Origin of the sequence: Citrobacter sp. Cb023 (assembly GCF_030336805.1) — a bacterium.
GTDB lineage: Bacteria > Pseudomonadota > Gammaproteobacteria > Enterobacterales > Enterobacteriaceae > Citrobacter > Citrobacter braakii.
The window spans coordinates 163,304-182,236 of record NZ_JAOWCV010000038.1; the positions used below are offsets into that span (position 1 = coordinate 163,304).

Below are 18,933 nucleotides of genomic sequence, written 5' to 3' on the forward strand. Positions count from 1 at the left end.
TCATCTACTGGTAGCGCCTCCCTTCTCCCGCTCTCCAGATTAATCAGATGGGGTTGAGGATGAGTCCGATATCGCTTGATCCTGAATTCCCCGTCGATTGCACATATCAGCAGTGAGCCATCACAGGCAGTAAGTGACGCATCTACCACAAGCAGCGCACCCTGGAGTATCCCTTCCCTGAAATGTGAACGCGATGCCCGCATGAAGTAAGTCGCTGCTGGCTGGCTGATAAGCTGCTGATCGAGTGAGATCCTCGTTTCAACGTAATCGCTGGCCGGTGAAGGGAACCCCATGGCTAAAGCCCTCCGTTTGGATTGAACAGCTGAAAGGTTCGGTTCTCGCCTTCCTGTGTGGATACATCGCGGAATGTTGTCACATAACATTCTATCCAATCGTTGGCCTGCTTCATCGTCCAGTTCCAGTTAACCTTACCCAGTTCCTGGACAAACCGCTGTGTGGTGACAGTCTTCCGGCCATTCGGTTCTCGCTGTATCGAAGCATGCCAGGCTATTTCAATATCGCTGCGTCGTGGCATCATTAACCCCCTCTTGAATACCGGATAAAAACACAGTATAAATACTGTATATATATCCAGTAAAGAGACAATAAGCAATGTTCGTGGAACTCGTTTATGACAAAAGGAATTTTGATGGCCTGCCCGGTGCAAAAGATATCATTCTGGGCGAATTGACCAAGAGGGTTCACCGGGTATTCCCTGATGCTGATGTCCGGGTTAAACCGATGATGACACTGCCGGCGATCAACACTGACGCCAGCAAGCATGAGAAGGAACAGATAAGCCGTACTGTTCAGGAAATGTTTGAAGAGGCTGATATGTGGCTGGTTTCAGATTAAACGCCTTGAACCATCATATCGCTTGAGTTGTATTAGCTCAGACCTGAGCTGGCAGTCTTATGGCACAGAGCCAAACCTAACCTGACAGTCCACTCTGTGCCAAAAACGGACATTAATACATGGGGGTCAACAATGGGTATGAATTCTTCTGCTGAATCGATTCCTGTGCTAAGATAACCCCATAGGGGATGGCATTCCCCCTTGAACCGCCATGTGGCTAATGATGCCTGCATTTATTCCCGGACCGGGAAGATGCAGGCTTATCGTTTTATCAGCCATGCAGCGTTGTGTGTCCGGGATGATTAACCATCTGAGGATGCTTCAATGCGCTCAAATCACTTCCTGCTCAATAATTCAATCAGTTCTCTTGCGCAATGGCTTGGCCTTGCTTTCCTGATCGCCGTGCTGACCGGCACAGCTTCTGCGTTCTTTCTGTTTTCCCTTGACTGGGCTACGGCGACCCGGCTCAGACACCATTGGCTTATCTGGCTGCTTCCCGTTGCAGGATTTGCCGTGGGATGGGTTTATCTGCGCTACGGAAGTTCAGTAGAAGGCGGGAATAACCTGGTGCTCGATGAAATTCATGATCCCCAAAAAATTATCCGTCTGCGCATGGCCCCGCTGGTATTTATCGGCACTGTTGTTTCGCATCTCTTTGGTGCTTCTGTTGGGCGCGAAGGGACCGCAGTACAGATGGGGGCCTCCATAGCCGATCAGTTTACTCGCATGTTTGGCCTGACGCCGGATACCCGACGCATTGTCCTGATGGCCGGTATCAGTGCCGGTTTCTCATCAGTATTCGGCACCCCTCTCGCGGGCGCCATTTTTGGGCTTGAGGTTCTGGCCATTGGGCGGATGAATTACAACGCATTAATACCGTGTATTTTCGCTGCCATTGTGGCCGATCAAACTGGGTTATTATGGGGAGTACATCATACTCATTACTCCGTCTCGTTTATTCCTCATATGTCTGCCTGGGCACTGATTGCTGTCATCATCGCCGGTGGGCTCTTTGGTCTGACTGCCAGGGCTTTTGCCAGCGCAACACATGCCATCGGCAGTTTCATGAAGAAGACTATCCATTATGCGCCACTGAGACCGTTCATTGGCGGACTGGTAGTGGCTGTGTCGGTCTTTTGCCTGGGTGCTGATCGCTATATCGGTCTGGGTATTCCCGTTATCGTTGACGCCTTTCATCAGCATCTGGCTCCATGGGATTTCCTGGGAAAACTGGTATTTACGGTCACTTCTCTGGGCGCAGGTTTTAAAGGCGGGGAAGTCACACCGCTCTTTTATATTGGGGCCACACTGGGTAACGCGCTGGCTCCAGTGCTGCATTTACCGGTCAGTTTTCTGGCCGGTATTGGCTTTGTGGCCGTCTTTGCCGGAGCTGCGAATACCCCTGTGGCTTCAACACTGATGGCGATTGAGTTATTTGGCTCTGAGATGGGCGTTTATGCTGCACTGGCCTGTGCTGTTGCCTGGCTGATATCGGGTTATACCGGCATTTATCGTTCCCAGCGCGTAGCCTGCCTGAAACATGGCTTCGTGCCAGAGCATATTAAACTTGCTGATGTCCCTGACTGGTTGGCAAATAATGTAAAGTCCCGGAAACACTGAATGCCTGGCAAGGCGTTCCGCCAACCAGTACAGTTGGCGCTGCAATTTCACCATCACGAATTCGGCCAGCAATTCGGGTCATATCGCCAAGGTTAGGTACGTTGGGCCAGTGGTGCTGCAATACAGCACAGGGAAATTTTTCAATCTCTGAAAACCACTCTACCTTCCATTTGAGCGATTTCCAGGCTACTGATGCGGCTTCTATTCCTGAACAAACAGAGCCGTAAGTTACAGGCGTTAAATAACTGGTCATTTATACAGTACTCCATTAGTATCACCAGGCTAGCTAGCGTGGTGGGCCTTGGTTTACTTCATGACCGTATTCATGGGTAAATGGCTGTTGGCAGGGTCTAGACTGCCAACGGTCGCCCATTTTCACGAAGCCCGCAAATAAGCGGGTATTCTTCATTCAAACCACACTCTCGCAGTGGTCTCGCCCATGCCGTGGGTAGTGCTTAGGGTTCGTCTCTGCTCCCCCGCAACTGTAACCGGTGCGCTTATCGGCGTTCGCGCTGCCTTACCGGTGCTTCTTTTCTTATTAACCCTCACCAGATGCAAAGCCGGCTCTCTACGCGGAGACTCGGGGCAGCATCATGACTGCTGCTTTGCCTAACGGCTGCGGTCTGTCCGTTCTACTCGTGCATTTTCTTACCCTCCAGAAACGCAAAAGCCCCACGGGGTTAACCGCAGGGCTTGAATGTTTGTTTCTTATCGTTTTGCCGCCATTTAAAGTTAAGGCAGCATAACGAACCGAACACGATGAATAACACATCCCTGCTTCTGAATATCGACGTCATGGATCGCATGATGAAGCTAGCAGAGGTGATGTCTCAGGGCGTAGCGACAGTACCGAAACATCTACAGGGAAGACCTTCTGATTGCCTGGCAATAATAATGCAGGCCGCTCGTTGGGGTATGGACCCATTTGTTGTAGGACAGAAAACACACCTAGTTAACGGGGCTCTGGGTTATGAAGCACAGCTTTACAACGCTTTAATCACCAGCTCCAAAGTTGTACACGGGCGCTTTAAATACGAGTACGGCGGCGAGTGGGAAAAAATTGTTGGCAAAAATGACGGGCGTGATGAATCAGGTTTGTTTGTTCGTGTCGGAGCAGTCCTTCGAGGCGAGACAGAGGTGACCTGGGGAGAGCCAATTTACCTTGCTGATATTACTACGCGAAATTCCCCTTTGTGGAAAACCGCACCTAAACAGCAAATAGGTTATTTGGCCGTCAAGTATTGGGCGAGGACTTACTGCCCTGAAGTCACAATGGGTGTTTATGACAGAGAAGATCTGGAACAACGAACAGAGCGCGAAATTAACCCTGCACCAATACAACGAATGAGCGCTGCTGAAATAGCAGGTGACACCGTCACAACCACGCAGAGCGCGCAGGAGTCGTCGGTAAATATCGACTCACTGGCTGATGATTTCCGCGAGCGTATAGATGCCGCACAGGATGTTGATAGCGCCAAAGCGCTGCGCGCTGATATCGAAAGCGCGAAGGTTACGCTGGGTTCAGCCCTGTTCACTGAGCTGAAGAACAAGGCGGTGAAACGTTATTACCTGGTTGATTCACGTAACAAGGTTGAGGCAGCGATCAACTCCCTACCGTCTCCGGACGAACCGGATGCAGCTGAACGGTTTGGGGAAGTTGAGCGAGTTCTTGCAACGGTGAAACGTCATCTGGGCGACGAGCTGCACGATCAGTTCAGCATCACCCTGGCGGATATGAAACCGGAATACGTGGCCTAAGGGAGGCGGGAGGCTTCGCCCTCCCACTGAGGAGATGTAATGCGACTGATTAACCGAGCCAATCAGCAATCCCCATTAGCGCGTCAGGCATGCGACATAGCACTGGCCACTCATGCAGAACGTTACGGCGACTATGGCCGCAGCAAGATGAAAGAGACGTACACGGTGAGAGTTGAAGGCGTAAAAGTCTGGGTTGAGGTAGTTAACCGTAAGGCGAGCTACGTGGCCACGGCAATGACAGGTATGCGCCGGTTGCGCGCGCTGCCAGGTCAGGTGAGTTGATAACGATATTTCATTAACAGTTTTCCGGCAGCTCTATAATAAGTTGCCGGAAGCCGGAGGTAGTATGGCCAAGCTTCTTAATCTGCTGGAATGGGCGAATTCAACTTATTCAACCCCTCCGTCTCTTTCAACACTTCGCCGCTGGGCGCGGGAGGGGCGCATTTTCCCTGCCCCGGAGCTTCACGGCAAAGAATATAAGGTTCAGCCTGACGCCATCTATGTGGATCCGAGCAAAAAGAACCTTCGTCACAAAGCAAAACACCTAGCGCTGCCAACTGGCGGCACTCTACTGGAGAGACTGACTCATGGCGAAAAGGCCAGTTCGTTACGACGCTAACCTGCCCCGTAACCTGACCTATCGTAAAAGAGACAGGCTTTATAGCTGGCGAAACCCGATTACCGGTCAAGAGTTATCTCTTGGCCGGATCGACAGAAAGGACGCCATTTCTCAGGCCATCGAAGCCAATAACTACATCGAACAGAATTACCTTCCGTCAGCGCTGCTGGACCGCATAAAGGAAACACCCACATTTACGGTGAAAGCGTGGCTTGAGCGTTACGAAGTAATTCTTGAGCGAAGAGAATTGAAGCCCAACACGATGAAGGTCAGGCGTAACCAGATCGCCACTATCAGTGATGAATTCGGACGTATGCCGCTATCTGCTGTCAGCACGAAGGACGTATCTTCTTTTCTTGAGAGTTACATACTCTGTGACAAGAAGAGCATGGCCTCCGGACTGCGTTCGGTGTTGTTGGATATTTTCAGGGAAGCGATTGTCGAAGGGCATATTGAAAGGAACCCGGCAGAGCCGACAAGAACGCCGACACCAAAAGTGAAGCGTGAGCGTCTTTTGCTTGAACAGTTTGAGATAATAAGAGATGCCGCAACAACCCATTCCGAATGGGCTGCAAATGCATGTGACCTTGCACTTGTCACCGGACAAAGAAGAGAGGACGTATCGTTGTTCAGATTCAGCGATATCAGGGATGGAAGGTTGTTTGTCACGCAGGAAAAGACAGGTCACAAATTGGCGTTGCCACTTGATTTGCGACTGGACTCTGCTGATTTGGTACTGCAGGATGTTATCGACCGTTGTCGTAAAAACAACCCGTCAGACTTCATGATTTATTCTTCGGTAAGGCGTGGCGGTAGGAAGCCAGGTCCGTTAACTCCGGACGGAATCACTCAAGCGTTTTCCGATATCAGGGATTCTACAGAGTTAAAGTTTGGCCCCAACCCTCCTCCGTTCCATGAAATCAGGAGTTTGGCGAGTAGACTCTATGAAAGGGAGCGCGGAGAGGATTTCGCACAGAGGCTGCTGGGGCATAAAAATTTAACAATGACCAAAAAATACCTGGACGCACGTGGTGCAGAATATGTTATGGTTTAGACAGGATATGGAAATTTCGAGTAATTTTCGTGGGATTTCGTGAAAGCACCGAAAAAACCCAACGAAAACAAGAATATAAAAAGAGACCGAATACGATTCCTGTATTCGGTCCAGGGAAATGGCTCTTGGGAGAGAGCCGTGCGCTAAAAGTTGGCATTAATGCAGGCTAAGTTACCCTGCCATTTAAGAATAGATGACAGCGCCAGGTTTTCCAGTCCGCGACTAAAGTGGCCTGAAAAAAAGGACGATTGTCACACATCTAAACGTAAAAACCGCAAGTTCTCCTGAGCGAGCCTTGCGGTTTTTTATTGGAAATCAGAACGCTACATCTGACAATTAGCAGAGCTTTTCTGCACGCTCCACAAACGGGGCGAGGCTCATTTTTTCGCCCGGTTTCGCCGGGTCGTCAATCTGGATAATCTCGATCGGCTTCGCCGTAGTTTTCCCACTCTCTACCTGCTGTCTGGCAACATCATTCAATGGGTATTGCACCAGCGTACTGGGATTGATGACATACAGCGCGTTACCAGGACGGCAGGTCAGCATCACCTCTTCCCGATTAAACGCCCACTTATCTTTGCCAACCTCAAAACGGCTGACGGTGATGACCTGTGGCGCAGCCAGCGCGGCCCCTGAACTTGCCAGTAGTAATAACGAGATAATGATTTTTTTCATGCGTTTCGCCAATCCATCAATCAGAAAGGTTCGAGGGTTGCAAACAGGCTGACAATCGCCAGCACAACGGCCCCAATTCCCCATTCAAGCTTAGTCATCCAAACAAAATAGAGTGTCATACTGCGGTTATCCTGCCGCATGCGTGGTACCAGAACATACCGATTCACCAGCGCAATCGCCACCATTAGCATCACCAGAGCACCTTTTAACAAAAGCAGTTGCCCGTAAGCCATGTGCCAGGGAACAGAAAAACCAACAATAAACAGCGCATTCAGGATGCCGGTAAGTAAAACTCCGATAACGAAAAGATGCCCGTAGCGAGAGAAACGCATCATAGTATTGATGGCCTGTTCCCGCCAGCGACCTTGCGCCATTTGCATACAGTAAAGTACGGGCAGCAAACCACCGAACCAGGCGGCAGCGCATACCAAATGCAAGGCGTGGTTAACCTGCTGGATTGCCCCTGCGATACCGCTATGCAGCGTCGCGTGTCCGACGCCAGCCAGCAAAATAAACTGCGCAATCGTCAGCATTAACAGCAGTCGCGGCATGCTGCGCGGTACTATAATTACCACCACCAGCGTGACCAGTGCGAGGATAATCTGCCATAACCACACGCCGCCAAACTGCGTTTGCAACACGGCACCCCATATGTCACTAGAAATAACATCCCGCCAGCCTGAGCCCATTAAACCACCCTGGATCGCCAGCATCAGCGTCGCGCTAATAAAGCTCCACGCTGCGGCATGTCGTTGCAGACGCAAAAAACGACGCATCATTAAACGACGAACCGAAATGGGAGCCAGCCATGCGCCGTAGAGCGCACAGCCAAACACCAGCATCAACGTGGTAAAATGGATAAACCGTAGTGCAACCCAGGTAAATTCCAGCATCGGTTATTTCACGCTAAAGGTATATTGCCCCTTTGTCTTATGACCATCCACGGAGACGACGTGCCAGTCGACAGTATATTTTCCGGCCTCAAGCGTTTGAGCAAGCGGAATAATCAGTTGTGTTTTGTCCTGTTCACTGCGTGATGCCTTGCCCGTTTTGATCTGTTCTTTGTTTGGGCCTGTTAGCGTTGCGCCGCTGAATCCCGGCTCGACACCTTCAGAGAAATTCAGCGTCAACGCCTGAGGAGATACCGCAACATCGGCATTAGCCGCCGGGCTTTGTTTCGTCAGGTGAGCATGAGCCAGGGCGGCGGGAGTTGCCAGAAGGCTGGCGAGTACGATGAGAGCGTTGCGAAGCATAGATGCAGATGAAGCCATTTCAACTATTCCTTTTTGTTATGTCTAATCTATAGAGAATAACCTTCTACAATGATCGAGTCGAGAATCATCATTTCGGTCTTGCCATTAATGCACACTCTTAGTAACTTTGCGCGCCGAAAGACAGAGAAAAGGAGAAGCCCATGAACATCAATCTGGCCAAACTTGAGCAAGCTGAAATGGATAAGGTCAATGTTGACCTGGCCGCGGCGGGTGTCGCATTTAAGGAGCGATACAACATGCCGGTTGTTGCCGAAGTCGTTGAGCGTGAACAGCCCGAACATTTACGCGACTGGTTTCGGGAAAGACTGATCGCGCACCGTCTGGCATCCGTTTCCCTTTCACGTTTACCCTACGAGCCTAAAGTTAAATAAAACTTATATTACGTTACGATTCCTTACATGATGCCTGCTACAGTATAAGTATATTCTTAATCTATACTTTAAAGATGGTTGTAGACACTATGAAAAGGAAATCATTATGTCACACTGGAAAATCGCAGCAGCACAGTACGAACCTCTTCAGACCTCAGTTACCGAACATGTCGCGCATCACCTGCAATTCATTCAGGCAGCCGCTCAATGCCAATGTGAATTGCTGGTTTTCCCCTCCCTTTCCCTGTTGGGTTGTGTTGATGAGAATGACGCGCTCCCTGCCCCACCCGATGAAGCGTTGTTAGAACCTCTCGCGCATGCTGCCGTGACTTATCGCATGACGATTATTGCGGGGCTATCGGTAGAACATAACAATCGGTTCGTAAAAGGTATCGCGCTTTTCTCTCCCTGGATGACCTCCCCCTTAACGTTTCACCAGAGCCACGGGGCCTGTATCGCCAGACAGCAAAATGCCATCAGCGTTGTGGATAGCCAGCCGGAAGGTATCGATATCGACCCGGCGTACTCGCTATTCACCAGCAGTCAGTCTGTCAGTGAGCCCGAATTGCTCTCCTCCACATCTCGTCTACAGAGTTTCTCGCATAAATTTGCCATCGCGGTATTAATGGCCAATGCGCGTGGCAGCAGCGCGTTATGGGATGAGCAAGGTCGATTGATTGTTCGCGCAGACAGCGGTTCCTTACTCTTAACCGGTCAACGCACGCCACGGGGTTGGCAAGGTGATATCATTCCTTTACGCTAATCGTTTTGGGTCAGGAGCATGGCATGTTGCGCATAATAGATACAGAAACCTGTGGTCTGCAGGGAGGCATTGTTGAGATTGCTTCTGTCGATGTGGTTGACGGAAAAATAGTCAATCCCATGAGCCACCTGGTGCGTCCTGACCGCCCCATCAGCCCTCAGGCGATGGCAATTCATCGCATTACGGAAGCGATGGTGGCCGATAAGCCGTGGATTGAAGATGTCATCCCCCAATATTACGGCAGCGAATGGTACGTGGCGCACAATGCAAGTTTTGATCGCCGCGTATTACCCGACATGCCCGGGGAGTGGATTTGCACCATGAAACTCTCCCGTCGTTTGTGGCCAGGAATCAAATACAGCAACATGGCGCTGTATAAATCGCGCAAGCTGAGCGTGCAGACGCCAGCTGGCCTGCATCATCACCGTGCCCTGTACGACTGCTACATCACCGCGGCACTGCTGATCGACATCATACAAACGTCAGGCTGGTCAGCAGAACAGATGGTCGATATTACCGGCCGTCCTGCGTTACTCACTACTTTCACTTTCGGCAAGTACCGCGGAAAACCTGTATCAGAAGTGGCTGAACGCGATCCGGGCTATCTGCGCTGGTTATTTAATAACCTCGACAGTATGAGCCCGGAGCTGCGCTTAACGCTAAAGCACTATCTGGATAACCCCTGAGCAGATGCCTGCCCAGGCAGTGTCCCCTGCGCCAGTCCGATCAAAAACGCGTATTCCAGGGCCACGCCTTCGTATGATTTAAAACGCCCGGATTTTCCGCCATGCCCGGAATCCATATCCGTGCAGAGTAACAGCAGATGATCGTCCGTTTTCAGCTCGCGAAGTTTTGCCACCCATTTTGCCGGTTCCCAGTATTGCACCTGGGAGTCGTGTAATCCCGTCGTAACCAGCAGATGAGGATAATCTTGCGCTGTAACATTGTCATACGGGCTGTAGCTTTTCATGTAGGTGTAATACTCTTCGTCCTGCGGATTCCCCCACTCTTCAAACTCACCAGTCGTCAGGGGAATGGACTCATCCAGCATCGTGGTCACCACATCGACAAAAGGCACCTGCGCAATGACGGCATGGAAGAGTTCCGGGCGCTCATTAATGGCAACACCCATTAACATTCCTCCGGCGCTCCCCCCCATGCCATAACACAGCGAAGGCGCGCCATAACCCATTTTTAGCAGCGCGTCGCAGACGTCGAGGTAGTCATTGAAGGTATTTTTCTTGAGCAGAAACTTACCGTCTTCGTACCACTGCTGTCCTAACTCGCCGCCGCCACGCACATGAGCAATGGCATAAACAAAGCCGCGATCCAGTAAGCTCAAGCGGCTGCTGCTGAAATCGGCGTCCATGCTGGCGCCATACGAGCCATAGCCGTAGACCAGTAACGGGTTTTTCCCTTTCAGGAAATACTTTTGATGGTAAACCAGCGAAACCGGAACCTCGGTGCCATCACGCGCGGTGATCCAGACGTGTTCGCTACGGTAGTTCGCCGCATCAAATCCTGGGACCTCCGTCTGTTTGAGTACGCGACGCTCTCCGGTGTCCATATCCAGTTCAAACAGCGTGTCCGGTGTGGTCATGGAGGAATAGCCATAACGCAGGCGCGATGTCTCAGGTTCTGGATTATAGGCAAGCCATGTCACATACGCCGGATCATCAAAAGCGATACCGACCACTTCGCGCGTTTTACGATTAATCTGTCGCAGGCTGGTTAAGCCCCGCTGACGCTCTTCCACCACCAGCCAGTCTGTGAACAGCGTAAAGCCCTCCAACATGACGCTGTCGCGCGGCGGGATCAGCGTCTCCCAGGCTTGTTCATCACGCACACGGGTACGGTACAGGCCGAAATTTTTACCCTGACGGTTGGAACGCAGATAAAACGTATGCTGATAGTGATCGAGACTGTACTCGTGATCTTTGCGTCGCGCTAAAAAGACTAACGGCTCGGCATCCGCCAGTTCTGCGTCAAGCAGCAAAACCTCACTGGTGGTCGCGCTGGCGATATGAATAACCACATAATGTAACGAGGTCGTTTTATGCAGACTGACATAAAACATGTCATCGGCTTCTTCATACACCAGCTCATCCAGTGATGACGGCGAGCCGACGGTATGCCGCCACACTTGATACGGGAGCAGCGTCGTTGCGTGTTTGCGCACGTAATAGAAGGTTTGCGAGTCATTCGCCCAGACCAGATCCGCTTCAACGTTTTCCAGCACTTCCGGATACCAGTTGCCGCTTTGCAGATTGCGAAAACGCACGCCATATTGCCGACGAGAGAGATAATCTTCGGCCAACGCCATGATGGTGTTATCCGGAGATATCGCCAGTCCCCCCAGCGTATAAAACTCACTGTGGGCCGCGCGCTGGTTACCATCCAGCAAGGTGTCCCATTCATCCCACTCTTCACTGAAGGCAGACTGACGCTGATAAATGGCATATTCGCACCCCGGTTCATAAATATGCCGGTAGCGATAACCATTCTTCACATAGGGGGCGGAAGCATCCTGAGGCGGGATACGGTCGATAATCTCTTTCAAGATGCGATCCTGCAATGCCTGCTGCGAGGCCATGATCTGGCGGCCATACGCATTTTCTTGTTGCAGATAATCCAGCACTTCTGGCTGCGAGCGGGTGTCATCTCGCAGCCAGTAATAATTATCAACACGGGTATCGCCATGATTCGTCATGGCGTGGGGGATACGAGAAGCTTTTGGTAGCATGTCATTGTTCTTTTGCTTAAACATCCTATAAGGGTGGCAAAAGACAGCAATGATGCAAGCGAAACATGCGCCTTAACGGCAAGTAATTAACCCGGTAAAGCCTGTTTTTGTTCCTTGAGATCCTGTTCAATGCCTTCACGAACATCCTGCGGGATCTTCAACGCATCGCCCAGCGCGTTCAGATAGCTACGCTCCATAAAGTGGTCGATATCAATCGCCGCACAGCTCAGGAAGTAAATTTCCAGCGCCTCTTCTTCGTTGCGGATCCCTTGTGCCAGGCGCTGAGGATCTAACGGTTGTTCAATGGCGCGTTCGATCAGAACACGGCCCTGCTCTTCCACGCCTGCTTCACGGAGCTGCTGCTCAATGGCGGTACGTTCTTTGGCATCAATATGACCATCGCTTTTCGCCGCAAAAACCAGCGCCAGGATCAGTCGTTCGGTTCGCTCATCCAGCGGCGAGCTTTGTGCACCGAACTGCGGCTCACCCTGATGCGCCGCGCGAACCTTATCCTTGTATTTGTTCCATAACACGGTACCGGCAACCGCACCGCCGCCCACCAGAAGCGCGCTGGTGCCGTATTTACTCAGTAACTTACGTGAAGATTTGTTGGCAACCAGTAATCCTGCCAGACCGCCTAACGCGCCGGGAACCAGAAGTTTACTCAGCCCTTGCTCACCAGAAGATGACGCGGAAGATCCTTTTTGCCCAAGAAGAGATTGAAGTTGATTCAGCCAGTTAGCCATGTTGCCCCTCAAGTACAGACGAATAATCATCAAAGCGTACCCGAGGGGATGTCAGGAAGTGTTCAGGTCATCAAAAGAAGTGCAAATACCTTCTACCTTCGTTACTGCGACTGATACTCCGCCGTTCCGGCTTTGCAGTCGACTTTTACCTGGTAGTGAATATCCGCGCTTTTACCGCGAACCGTGAGGGGAACTGACCATTTCCCATCTTTGCCCGTAATATCGGGCGTGTTGACCCAGGCGACAGGATCGGCTTGCCCGACGCGTTTTTGATCGTCAGCCCAGCGCGCGATGCGATTTTGCTGATAATCACGTTTCACGCTCGCCGCGATACCGTCAGCATTCAGTCCTTCGCACTTGGGGAACTGAACTTTCTTACTTTCCATATTTGCCGCAAATACAGATACGCTGGCAGATAACAACAGCAGGCTCAACAACGCTCTTTTTTTATACATTCTTTTCTCCTTAATCTCCCCTTCGTCCTTCAGGTTGCCTGTTGCAACGTGAAAAGACGTCAGGGATTGCACAATGATTCAGGGAAAAGCATGGTACAAAACGTCAGGAGCGCAAGTCGTTTCAGGCAGCCTGAGTATCATCCTCAGCGTGCGCATCGTTTTCGACCGCCTGCGGAGAGGGCAGCTTGCCGTTTTTCAGAATGGCGCTCAGCACATCTTTCTGCTCAGCCAGCCACAGGGAAAGCGCTTCGCGCTGCTCGTCTTCCAGCGCTACCGGCGATTGCTCCAGCCATGTGTCGAGCAAATCTGCTGTATCAAGCATTTTGTCATACGCATCGGCTTCCTTTTTGCTGGTAAACGACATTTTTTCCTCACCTTCCCGAATGACTACGTATTTAACTTCAACCGCCATTTTTGCAGCCTCTTAAATTACCTGTATTTATGTACAGTATATTCTTTTTGCGCCTTGAAATCAACCTGGTAATAAAGACAGACGCAAACGTTTTCGTATATACTGCGCCCAGATAAAACAGGGGATTAATTTATGACGTTATTAGGCACAGCGCTGCGTCCCGCAGCAACGCGAGTGATGTTATTAGGTTCAGGTGAACTGGGTAAAGAGGTGGCGATTGAATGCCAACGCCTGGGTGTGGAAGTCATTGCCGTGGATCGTTACCCCGACGCGCCAGCCATGCACGTTGCCCATCGCTCATACGTAATCAACATGCTGGATGGCGATGCTTTACGCCAGCTCGTCGAGCGTGAAAAACCACATTATATCGTGCCGGAAATAGAGGCGATTGCCACGGATATGCTGGTAAAACTGGAACAGGACGGTCAAAACATCGTGCCGTGCGCCCGGGCGACGCAGTTGACCATGAACCGCGAAGGAATCCGTCGTCTCGCTGCCGAAGAATTATCTCTACCAACCTCTTCTTACCGCTTTGCTGACAGCGAAGCCCGCTTTCGCGAGGCCGTCGCCGAAATAGGCTATCCCTGCATCGTGAAGCCGGTAATGAGTTCCTCCGGTAAGGGACAGAGCTTTATCCGTTCCGCCGATCGACTCACTGAAGCCTGGAATTATGCTCAACAAGGCGGCCGAGCAGGTGCCGGACGCGTTATCGTCGAAGGCGTAGTGAATTTTGATTTTGAAATCACCCTGCTTACCGTCAGCGCCGTTGATGGCGTACATTTCTGCGCACCGGTAGGACATCGTCAGGAAGATGGCGATTATCGCGAATCCTGGCAGCCGCAGCAGATGAGTGACCTGGCGCTGGCTCGAGCGCAGGAGATTGCCCGTAAGGTGGTGCTGGCGCTGGGCGGCCACGGTCTGTTTGGGGTAGAGCTATTTGTCTGCGGTGATGAGGTCATTTTCAGCGAAGTTTCCCCTCGCCCTCACGACACGGGTATGGTGACCTTGATTTCGCAGGATCTGTCTGAGTTTGCCCTGCATGTACGCGCATTTCTCGGTCTGCCGGTTGGCGCAATCCGTCAATATGGGCCTTCTGCTTCCGCCGTTATTCTGCCGCAGCTTACCAGCCAGAATGTCACGTTTGATAACGTACAGGCCGCTGTGGGCACAGGTATGCAAGTCAGATTCTTCGGCAAGCCGGACATCGACGGGAGCCGTCGTATGGGCGTTGTGCTGGCCACAGCGCAGAGTATTGAAGACGCGGTGACACGCGCGAAAGACGCGGCGGCACAGGTGAAAGTCGCAGGATAAAAAACGGGCCATCTGGCCCGTTTCAGACTCGCAGGCCCGGTAATGATTACCGGGCATTTTGCGTTATTACAGCTTCGCGCCTTCTACTGCTTCACGAGCCAGCTTGGTAATGCGTGCGTAATCACCAGCTTCCAGGGCATCTGCCGGAACCAGCCAGGAACCACCGATGCACAGCACACTTTTCAGTGCCAGGTAATCACGGTAGTTCGCTGGAGAGATACCGCCGGTTGGGCAGAAACGGACCTGAGAGAACGGACCCGCAATTGCCTGCAGCGCTTTAGTACCGCCGTTTGCTTCCGCCGGGAAGAATTTGAACTCTTTCAAACCGTAGTCCATACCCAGCATCAGTTCAGAAACGGTGCTAATGCCTGGGATCAGCGGAATAGTGCCTTCAGTTGCAGCTTTCAGCAGCGGCTCGGTCAGGCCCGGGCTGATAGCAAACTGCGCACCCGCTTCAGTGACTTCAGCCAGTTGCTGTGGATTCAGTACGGTACCCGCACCAACGATAGCGTCGGGAACTTCTTTTGCGATCGCGCGAATGGCATCCATCGCACATGCGGTACGTAAGGTCACTTCCAGAACGCGCACGCCCCCTGCAACCAGCGCTTTTGCCATTGGCACCGCGTGTTCCAGTTTATTAACCACGATAACCGGTACAACCGGGCCCGTGGTCAGGATTGCTTCTGCACTTGTCTTCCAGTTTTTCATCAGAGTTTTCTCTCGCCTGATTACAAAATAAGTCTTAAAAAGTGATACAGGTTGCGCCCTGCTCCGCACCGGACAGCTTTTCACGCAACGCGCTGAACATTTCACGTCCCGTACCCACGCGCGATGCGCTGAGATCAGGAATGTGTGGCTGACGGGAGGCAAGTTCCTCTTCATCCACCAGCAGCGTCAATTCACCTGTCTGTCCATTCACACGAATGATGTCGCCATCGCGTACTTTTGCCAGCAGCCCGCCATCATAGGCTTCCGGGGTTACATGGATTGCTGAAGGCACTTTACCTGAAGCACCTGAAAGTCGTCCATCGGTAACTAACGCAATTTTGAAACAACGGTCCAATAATACACCAAGTGGCGGCATGAGTTTATGTAATTCTGGCATTCCGTTCGCTTTTGGTCCCTGATGGCGCACAACCACCACGCAATCCCGGTCAAGCAGACCCGCATCGAACGCGGGTAAGACATCATGCTGACTTTCAAAGACAACTGCCGGCGCTTCAATAATCTGGTTTTCTACCGGTACCGCCGACGTTTTCATCACCGCACGCCCGAGATTACCGCTCAGCACTTTGGTGCCGCCGTGGTGGGAGAATGGTTGGTCAAAGGTGGCGATCACGTTGTTGTCCAGAGACTTCACCGCCCCCTCGCGCCAGTCCAGTTCACCCTCGTTAAGCCACGGTTCCATGGTGTAGCGGGATAAACCGAATCCGGCAACGGTGTTCACATCTTCATGTAGCAGACCCGCATTGAGCAGTTCACGCATTAACACCGGCACGCCACCCGCCGCCTGGAAGTGGTTAATATCTGCCGGACCATTCGGGTACAGACGCGCCATCAGCGGCACGATATCGGACAGATCGGAGAAATCATCCCAGTTAATCAGAATCCCGGCCGCACGCGCCATAGCCACCAGGTGCATCGTATGGTTGGTAGAGCCCCCGGTCGCCAGCAGCGCCACAATACCGTTCACTACCACTTTTTCATCGATCATTTTACCGATCGGCATCCATTCATTGCCATTGCCGGTCAGGCGTGTTACCTGACGGGCTGCTGCCGCTGTCAGCGCTTCACGCAGCGGCGCATCAGGATGTACAAATGAGGAGCCAGGCAGTTGCATACCCATAAACTCCACCACCATCTGGTTAGTATTCGCCGTGCCGTAGAACGTACAGGTACCCGGAGCGTGATAAGACGCCGCTTCGGATTCAAGAAGCGCCATGCGATCGACTTTACCTTCAGCATACAGCTGACGGATACGCACTTTTTCTTTGTTCGCCAGACCGCTCGCCATCGGACCGGAAGGAATAAAGATTGACGGCAGATGACCAAATGACAGCGCAGCCATTACCAGACCCGGGACAATTTTGTCGCATACGCCGAGGAACAACGCGCCGTCGAACATGTTGTGGGAAAGGCCCACTGCAGCAGACATCGCAATCACTTCACGACTGAGCAGCGAAAGCTCCATCCCATCCTGCCCCTGGGTCACACCGTCGCACATTGCAGGTACACCGCCAGCAACCTGGCCTACTGCATTGGCTTCATGCAGTGCTTTACGAATGATGGCCGGATAGTGTTCATACGGCTGATGCGCGGAAAGCATGTCGTTATAGGAGGTAATGATCGCGATATTGTTACGCAGCATGCTTTTCAGCGAGGCCTTATCGTCCGGCTGACACGCAGCAAAACCATGCGCCAGGTTACCGCATGCCAGTTGCGAGCGATGAACGGTAGTTGATTTCGCTTGTTCAATACGGGCGAGGTAGGCGGAACGTGTGTCACGAGAACGTTCGACGATACGTTGTGTTACGCGTAACAAATTCGGATTCATAGAGGCTCCTAAAATTTATCTGTCAGAGCGTTGGATCAACAATGTGTTTCAGTTGGGTAAAAATAGCTGAATCGCTTGTTGGCCGTAGCTCAGGGGCAAAATCGTTTCAGGCAGTGTAATAAAAAAAGCCCCGCGGGTGAATCCACGCGGAGCCTAAAAGTGCAAAAATTATTCTACAATCTGTGTTAGATCATGTTACCGGTAAAATAACACCTATGGGCTAGATGATATTTTACTCGAATTCGTTCCAGGAACGACCATCTCGGGTAATCATCGCCACAGAAGCAACCGGGCCCCAGGTCCCTGCCTGATACGGCTTCGGCGCGTCGTTGTCCATCGCCCAGGCTTCGGTAATTGAGTCGACCCACTTCCATGCTTCTTCAACTTCATCACGACGCACAAACAGCGCCTGTATTCCGCGCATTGTTTCGAGCAGCAGGCGCTCATAGGCGTCGGCAAGGTGCGTCTGGTTGAAGGTTTCGGAATAGCTCAGATCAAGCTTGGTAATTTGCAGATTATGCTTGTGATCCAGACCCGGCACTTTGTTCAGTACCTGGATATCGACACCTTCATCAGGCTGCAAACGGATGGTCAACTTGTTCTGCGGCAGATCCTGCCAGGATTCTCTGAACAGATTCAGCTCAGGCGTTTTGAAGTAAACCACCACTTCAGAGCACTTCGTCGGTAAACGTTTACCGGTACGCAGGTAGAACGGAACTCCCGCCCAGCGCCAGTTATCGATATCCACACGGATCGCCACAAACGTTTCCGTGTTGCTGCTCTTGTTCGCGCCTTCTTCTTCCAGATACCCCGGCACTTTTTTGCCCTGGGCAAAACCCGCGGTGTACTGACCGCGAACCGTTTTTTCACGTACGTTCGAACGATCGATACGACGCAGCGATTTCAGTACCTTCACTTTTTCATCACGAATGCTGTCGGCGCTCAGATCGGACGGCGGAGACATCGCAATCATGCACAGGATCTGCAGCAGGTGGTTCTGAATCATGTCGCGCATTTGACCTGCCTGGTCAAAATAGCCCCAACGGCCTTCAATACCCACTTCTTCCGCCACGGTAATTTCTACGTGATCGATAGTGCGGTTATCCCAGTTGTTCACAAACAGGGAGTTGGCAAAACGCAGTGCCAGCAGGTTCAGGACCGTCTCTTTGCCAAGATAGTGGTCGATACGATAAACCTGACACTCTTCGAAATACTCGCCGACCTGATCGTTGATTTCACGGGATGTTGCCAGCGACGTACCCAGCGGTTTTTCCATCACAACACGGGCTGGTTTAGCATTCAGCTTTGCTTCACCCAAGCCTTTGCAGATCGCGCCAAAGGTGCTCGGCGGCATCGCGAAATAGTTAATGGTGGTACGTGATTTTTGATCCAGCATTTCGCCCAGACGGCTAAACGCGGCGGTGTCATTGACGTCCAGATTACAAAACTCCAGACGACCGCTGAGAGTCTCCCACAAACCTTCGTCGATTTTTTCTTTCATGAAGGTTTCGAGCGCTTCACGCACAACCTTGGTATAGGCTGCTTTGTCCCAGTCGGCACGCCCTACCCCAATGATACGGGTTTCCGGGTTAATCTGGCCGGCCTTTTCCAGTTGATACAGGGAAGGCAGCAATTTCCGCCGCGCCAGGTCGCCCTTCGCGCCGAAAATGACCAGATCACATGCCTGGGCTGTTTGCGTTACCGCCATGTCATTCTCCTCAAT

General features: G+C 51.8%; 23 protein-coding genes and 1 riboswitch. Of the genes, 10 read left to right on the forward strand and 13 right to left on the reverse strand.

Annotated elements, in window-relative coordinates:
- Both OGW44_RS14475 and OGW44_RS25820 read right to left on the reverse strand, forming a co-directional pair.
- Positions 1–293, reverse strand: a 293-nt coding sequence (locus OGW44_RS14475; RefSeq protein WP_502873893.1) for a HumD family translesion DNA polymerase, incomplete at its 3' end; no start/stop codon positions are given.
- Positions 294–295: 2 nt separating this feature from the next.
- On the reverse strand, positions 296–538 hold the full coding sequence (locus tag OGW44_RS25820; protein WP_446661275.1) for a DNA polymerase V: 243 nt from the start codon (positions 536–538) through the stop codon (positions 296–298).
- A 74-nt stretch (positions 539–612) separates the two neighbouring features.
- On the opposite strand from OGW44_RS25820, the gene OGW44_RS14485 reads away from it, so the two are divergent.
- Both OGW44_RS14485 and OGW44_RS14490 read left to right on the forward strand, forming a co-directional pair.
- Positions 613–855, forward strand: a complete 243-nt coding sequence (locus OGW44_RS14485; protein ID WP_047414238.1) for a DinI family protein — start codon at positions 613–615, stop codon at positions 853–855.
- 175 nt (positions 856–1,030) lie between these two features.
- A riboswitch (Fluoride riboswitch) is annotated at positions 1,031–1,092 on the forward strand.
- Between the two features lie 87 nt (positions 1,093–1,179).
- On the forward strand, positions 1,180–2,475 hold the full coding sequence (locus OGW44_RS14490) for a voltage-gated chloride channel family protein (RefSeq protein WP_185654380.1): 1,296 nt from the start codon (positions 1,180–1,182) through the stop codon (positions 2,473–2,475).
- Here the strand turns inward: OGW44_RS14490 and OGW44_RS14495 are convergent.
- The gene (locus OGW44_RS14495; protein ID WP_185654379.1) at positions 2,417–2,728 is read right to left on the reverse strand and encodes a DNA cytosine methyltransferase; all 312 of its coding nucleotides are present in this window, start codon (positions 2,726–2,728) and stop codon (positions 2,417–2,419) included. The genes OGW44_RS14490 and OGW44_RS14495 overlap by 59 nt on opposite strands.
- 506 nt (positions 2,729–3,234) lie before the next feature.
- Here OGW44_RS14495 and OGW44_RS14500 point away from each other — a divergent pair.
- The 4 genes from OGW44_RS14500 to OGW44_RS14515 all read left to right on the forward strand — a co-directional run bounded on the left by OGW44_RS14500 (position 3,235) and on the right by OGW44_RS14515 (position 5,906).
- Positions 3,235–4,233 carry a RecT family recombinase gene (locus tag OGW44_RS14500; RefSeq protein WP_185654378.1) on the forward strand — a complete coding sequence of 333 codons (999 nt, stop codon included), beginning with the start codon at positions 3,235–3,237 and terminating at the stop codon, positions 4,231–4,233.
- Between the two features lie 39 nt (positions 4,234–4,272).
- The gene (locus OGW44_RS14505) at positions 4,273–4,515 is read left to right on the forward strand and encodes a DUF4060 family protein (protein ID WP_047415379.1); all 243 of its coding nucleotides are present in this window, start codon (positions 4,273–4,275) and stop codon (positions 4,513–4,515) included.
- A 64-nt stretch (positions 4,516–4,579) separates the two neighbouring features.
- Entirely contained in the window at positions 4,580–4,852 is a 273-nt protein-coding gene (locus OGW44_RS14510) for an excisionase (protein ID WP_072034353.1), read from the forward strand.
- Complete coding sequence (locus OGW44_RS14515; RefSeq protein ID WP_047415377.1) at positions 4,821–5,906, forward strand: tyrosine-type recombinase/integrase; 1,086 nt, start codon at positions 4,821–4,823, stop codon at positions 5,904–5,906. Before OGW44_RS14510 ends, OGW44_RS14515 begins: the two co-directional genes overlap by 32 nt.
- A 336-nt stretch (positions 5,907–6,242) precedes the next feature.
- Here the strand turns inward: OGW44_RS14515 and OGW44_RS14520 are convergent, their stop codons facing one another.
- Genes OGW44_RS14520 through yobA form a run of 3 tightly spaced genes read right to left on the reverse strand, consistent with a single transcriptional unit; the run spans position 6,243 to position 7,852 of the window.
- Positions 6,243–6,581, reverse strand: a complete 339-nt coding sequence (locus OGW44_RS14520) for a YebY family protein (RefSeq protein ID WP_003833793.1) — start codon at positions 6,579–6,581, stop codon at positions 6,243–6,245.
- Positions 6,582–6,601: 20 nt separating this feature from the next.
- Complete coding sequence (gene copD, locus OGW44_RS14525; protein ID WP_137351950.1) at positions 6,602–7,474, reverse strand: copper homeostasis membrane protein CopD; 873 nt, start codon at positions 7,472–7,474, stop codon at positions 6,602–6,604.
- Positions 7,475–7,477: 3 nt separating this feature from the next.
- Entirely contained in the window at positions 7,478–7,852 is a 375-nt protein-coding gene (gene yobA, locus OGW44_RS14530; protein WP_047415373.1) for a CopC domain-containing protein YobA, read from the reverse strand.
- 143 nt (positions 7,853–7,995) lie between these two features.
- Between yobA and OGW44_RS14535 the strand changes: the two genes are divergently transcribed.
- From OGW44_RS14535 to exoX, 3 genes are all read left to right on the forward strand, one after another.
- Entirely contained in the window at positions 7,996–8,226 is a 231-nt protein-coding gene (locus OGW44_RS14535) for a DNA polymerase III subunit theta (RefSeq protein WP_003034925.1), read from the forward strand.
- Positions 8,227–8,332: 106 nt separating this feature from the next.
- On the forward strand, positions 8,333–8,989 hold the full coding sequence (locus OGW44_RS14540; RefSeq protein ID WP_016156222.1) for a carbon-nitrogen hydrolase family protein: 657 nt from the start codon (positions 8,333–8,335) through the stop codon (positions 8,987–8,989).
- Positions 8,990–9,012: 23 nt separating this feature from the next.
- Positions 9,013–9,675 (forward strand): exodeoxyribonuclease X, encoded by a 663-nt coding sequence (gene exoX, locus OGW44_RS14545; protein ID WP_049040232.1) that lies wholly within the window; start codon positions 9,013–9,015, stop codon positions 9,673–9,675.
- On the opposite strand, the gene ptrB is transcribed toward exoX, so the two are convergent.
- The 4 genes from ptrB to yebG form a co-directional block, all read right to left on the reverse strand.
- Positions 9,657–11,732 carry an oligopeptidase B gene (ptrB, locus tag OGW44_RS14550; protein ID WP_109017732.1) on the reverse strand — a complete coding sequence of 692 codons (2,076 nt, stop codon included), beginning with the start codon at positions 11,730–11,732 and terminating at the stop codon, positions 9,657–9,659. The two genes, exoX and ptrB, sit on opposite strands and share 19 nt — an antisense overlap.
- Positions 11,733–11,818: 86 nt before the next feature.
- Entirely contained in the window at positions 11,819–12,478 is a 660-nt protein-coding gene (locus tag OGW44_RS14555; RefSeq protein WP_016156220.1) for a tellurite resistance TerB family protein, read from the reverse strand.
- A gap of 101 nt (positions 12,479–12,579) precedes the next feature.
- Positions 12,580–12,933, reverse strand: coding sequence for a protein YebF (gene yebF, locus OGW44_RS14560; RefSeq protein ID WP_016152770.1), 354 nt, complete (start codon positions 12,931–12,933; stop codon positions 12,580–12,582).
- Between the two features lie 121 nt (positions 12,934–13,054).
- Positions 13,055–13,345: a DNA damage-inducible protein YebG gene (gene yebG / locus OGW44_RS14565; protein WP_003833810.1), complete on the reverse strand. Its 291-nt coding sequence runs from the start codon at positions 13,343–13,345 to the stop codon at positions 13,055–13,057.
- Between the two features lie 132 nt (positions 13,346–13,477).
- On the opposite strand from yebG, the gene purT reads away from it, so the two are divergent.
- Positions 13,478–14,656 (forward strand): formate-dependent phosphoribosylglycinamide formyltransferase, encoded by a 1,179-nt coding sequence (purT, locus tag OGW44_RS14570; RefSeq protein WP_046276424.1) that lies wholly within the window; start codon positions 13,478–13,480, stop codon positions 14,654–14,656.
- Between the two features lie 66 nt (positions 14,657–14,722).
- On the opposite strand, the gene kdgA is transcribed toward purT, so the two are convergent.
- The 3 genes from kdgA to zwf form a co-directional block, all read right to left on the reverse strand.
- Complete coding sequence (gene kdgA / locus OGW44_RS14575; RefSeq protein ID WP_016152768.1) at positions 14,723–15,364, reverse strand: bifunctional 4-hydroxy-2-oxoglutarate aldolase/2-dehydro-3-deoxy-phosphogluconate aldolase; 642 nt, start codon at positions 15,362–15,364, stop codon at positions 14,723–14,725.
- A gap of 34 nt (positions 15,365–15,398) precedes the next feature.
- Positions 15,399–17,210 carry a phosphogluconate dehydratase gene (edd, locus tag OGW44_RS14580; RefSeq protein ID WP_016152767.1) on the reverse strand — a complete coding sequence of 604 codons (1,812 nt, stop codon included), beginning with the start codon at positions 17,208–17,210 and terminating at the stop codon, positions 15,399–15,401.
- 232 nt (positions 17,211–17,442) lie between these two features.
- Positions 17,443–18,918 carry a glucose-6-phosphate dehydrogenase gene (gene zwf, locus OGW44_RS14585; protein ID WP_003034896.1) on the reverse strand — a complete coding sequence of 492 codons (1,476 nt, stop codon included), beginning with the start codon at positions 18,916–18,918 and terminating at the stop codon, positions 17,443–17,445.
- Positions 18,919–18,933: the final 15 nt, after the last annotated feature.

Bases quoted from the DNA above. Each gene is read 5' to 3' on its own strand.
- exoX (WP_049040232.1), top strand. From the start codon at position 9,013: ATGTTGCGCATAATAGATACAGAAACCTGTGGTCTGCAGGGAGGCATT.
- OGW44_RS25820 (WP_446661275.1), bottom strand. From the start codon at position 538: ATGATGCCACGACGCAGCGATATTGAAATAGCCTGGCATGCTTCGATA.
- OGW44_RS14495 (WP_185654379.1), bottom strand. From the start codon at position 2,728: ATGACCAGTTATTTAACGCCTGTAACTTACGGCTCTGTTTGTTCAGGA.
- copD (WP_137351950.1), bottom strand. From the start codon at position 7,474: ATGCTGGAATTTACCTGGGTTGCACTACGGTTTATCCATTTTACCACG.
- OGW44_RS14500 (WP_185654378.1), top strand. From the start codon at position 3,235: ATGAATAACACATCCCTGCTTCTGAATATCGACGTCATGGATCGCATG.
- yebF (WP_016152770.1), bottom strand. From the start codon at position 12,933: ATGTATAAAAAAAGAGCGTTGTTGAGCCTGCTGTTGTTATCTGCCAGC.
- OGW44_RS14490 (WP_185654380.1), top strand. From the start codon at position 1,180: ATGCGCTCAAATCACTTCCTGCTCAATAATTCAATCAGTTCTCTTGCG.
- OGW44_RS14520 (WP_003833793.1), bottom strand. From the start codon at position 6,581: ATGAAAAAAATCATTATCTCGTTATTACTACTGGCAAGTTCAGGGGCC.
- yebG (WP_003833810.1), bottom strand. From the start codon at position 13,345: ATGGCGGTTGAAGTTAAATACGTAGTCATTCGGGAAGGTGAGGAAAAA.
- yobA (WP_047415373.1), bottom strand. From the start codon at position 7,852: ATGGCTTCATCTGCATCTATGCTTCGCAACGCTCTCATCGTACTCGCC.
- kdgA (WP_016152768.1), bottom strand. From the start codon at position 15,364: ATGAAAAACTGGAAGACAAGTGCAGAAGCAATCCTGACCACGGGCCCG.
- OGW44_RS14510 (WP_072034353.1), top strand. From the start codon at position 4,580: ATGGCCAAGCTTCTTAATCTGCTGGAATGGGCGAATTCAACTTATTCA.
- ptrB (WP_109017732.1), bottom strand. From the start codon at position 11,732: ATGCTACCAAAAGCTTCTCGTATCCCCCACGCCATGACGAATCATGGC.
- OGW44_RS14535 (WP_003034925.1), top strand. From the start codon at position 7,996: ATGAACATCAATCTGGCCAAACTTGAGCAAGCTGAAATGGATAAGGTC.
- purT (WP_046276424.1), top strand. From the start codon at position 13,478: ATGACGTTATTAGGCACAGCGCTGCGTCCCGCAGCAACGCGAGTGATG.
- OGW44_RS14515 (WP_047415377.1), top strand. From the start codon at position 4,821: ATGGCGAAAAGGCCAGTTCGTTACGACGCTAACCTGCCCCGTAACCTG.
- OGW44_RS14505 (WP_047415379.1), top strand. From the start codon at position 4,273: ATGCGACTGATTAACCGAGCCAATCAGCAATCCCCATTAGCGCGTCAG.
- OGW44_RS14540 (WP_016156222.1), top strand. From the start codon at position 8,333: ATGTCACACTGGAAAATCGCAGCAGCACAGTACGAACCTCTTCAGACC.
- OGW44_RS14485 (WP_047414238.1), top strand. From the start codon at position 613: ATGTTCGTGGAACTCGTTTATGACAAAAGGAATTTTGATGGCCTGCCC.
- edd (WP_016152767.1), bottom strand. From the start codon at position 17,210: ATGAATCCGAATTTGTTACGCGTAACACAACGTATCGTCGAACGTTCT.
- zwf (WP_003034896.1), bottom strand. From the start codon at position 18,918: ATGGCGGTAACGCAAACAGCCCAGGCATGTGATCTGGTCATTTTCGGC.
- OGW44_RS14555 (WP_016156220.1), bottom strand. From the start codon at position 12,478: ATGGCTAACTGGCTGAATCAACTTCAATCTCTTCTTGGGCAAAAAGGA.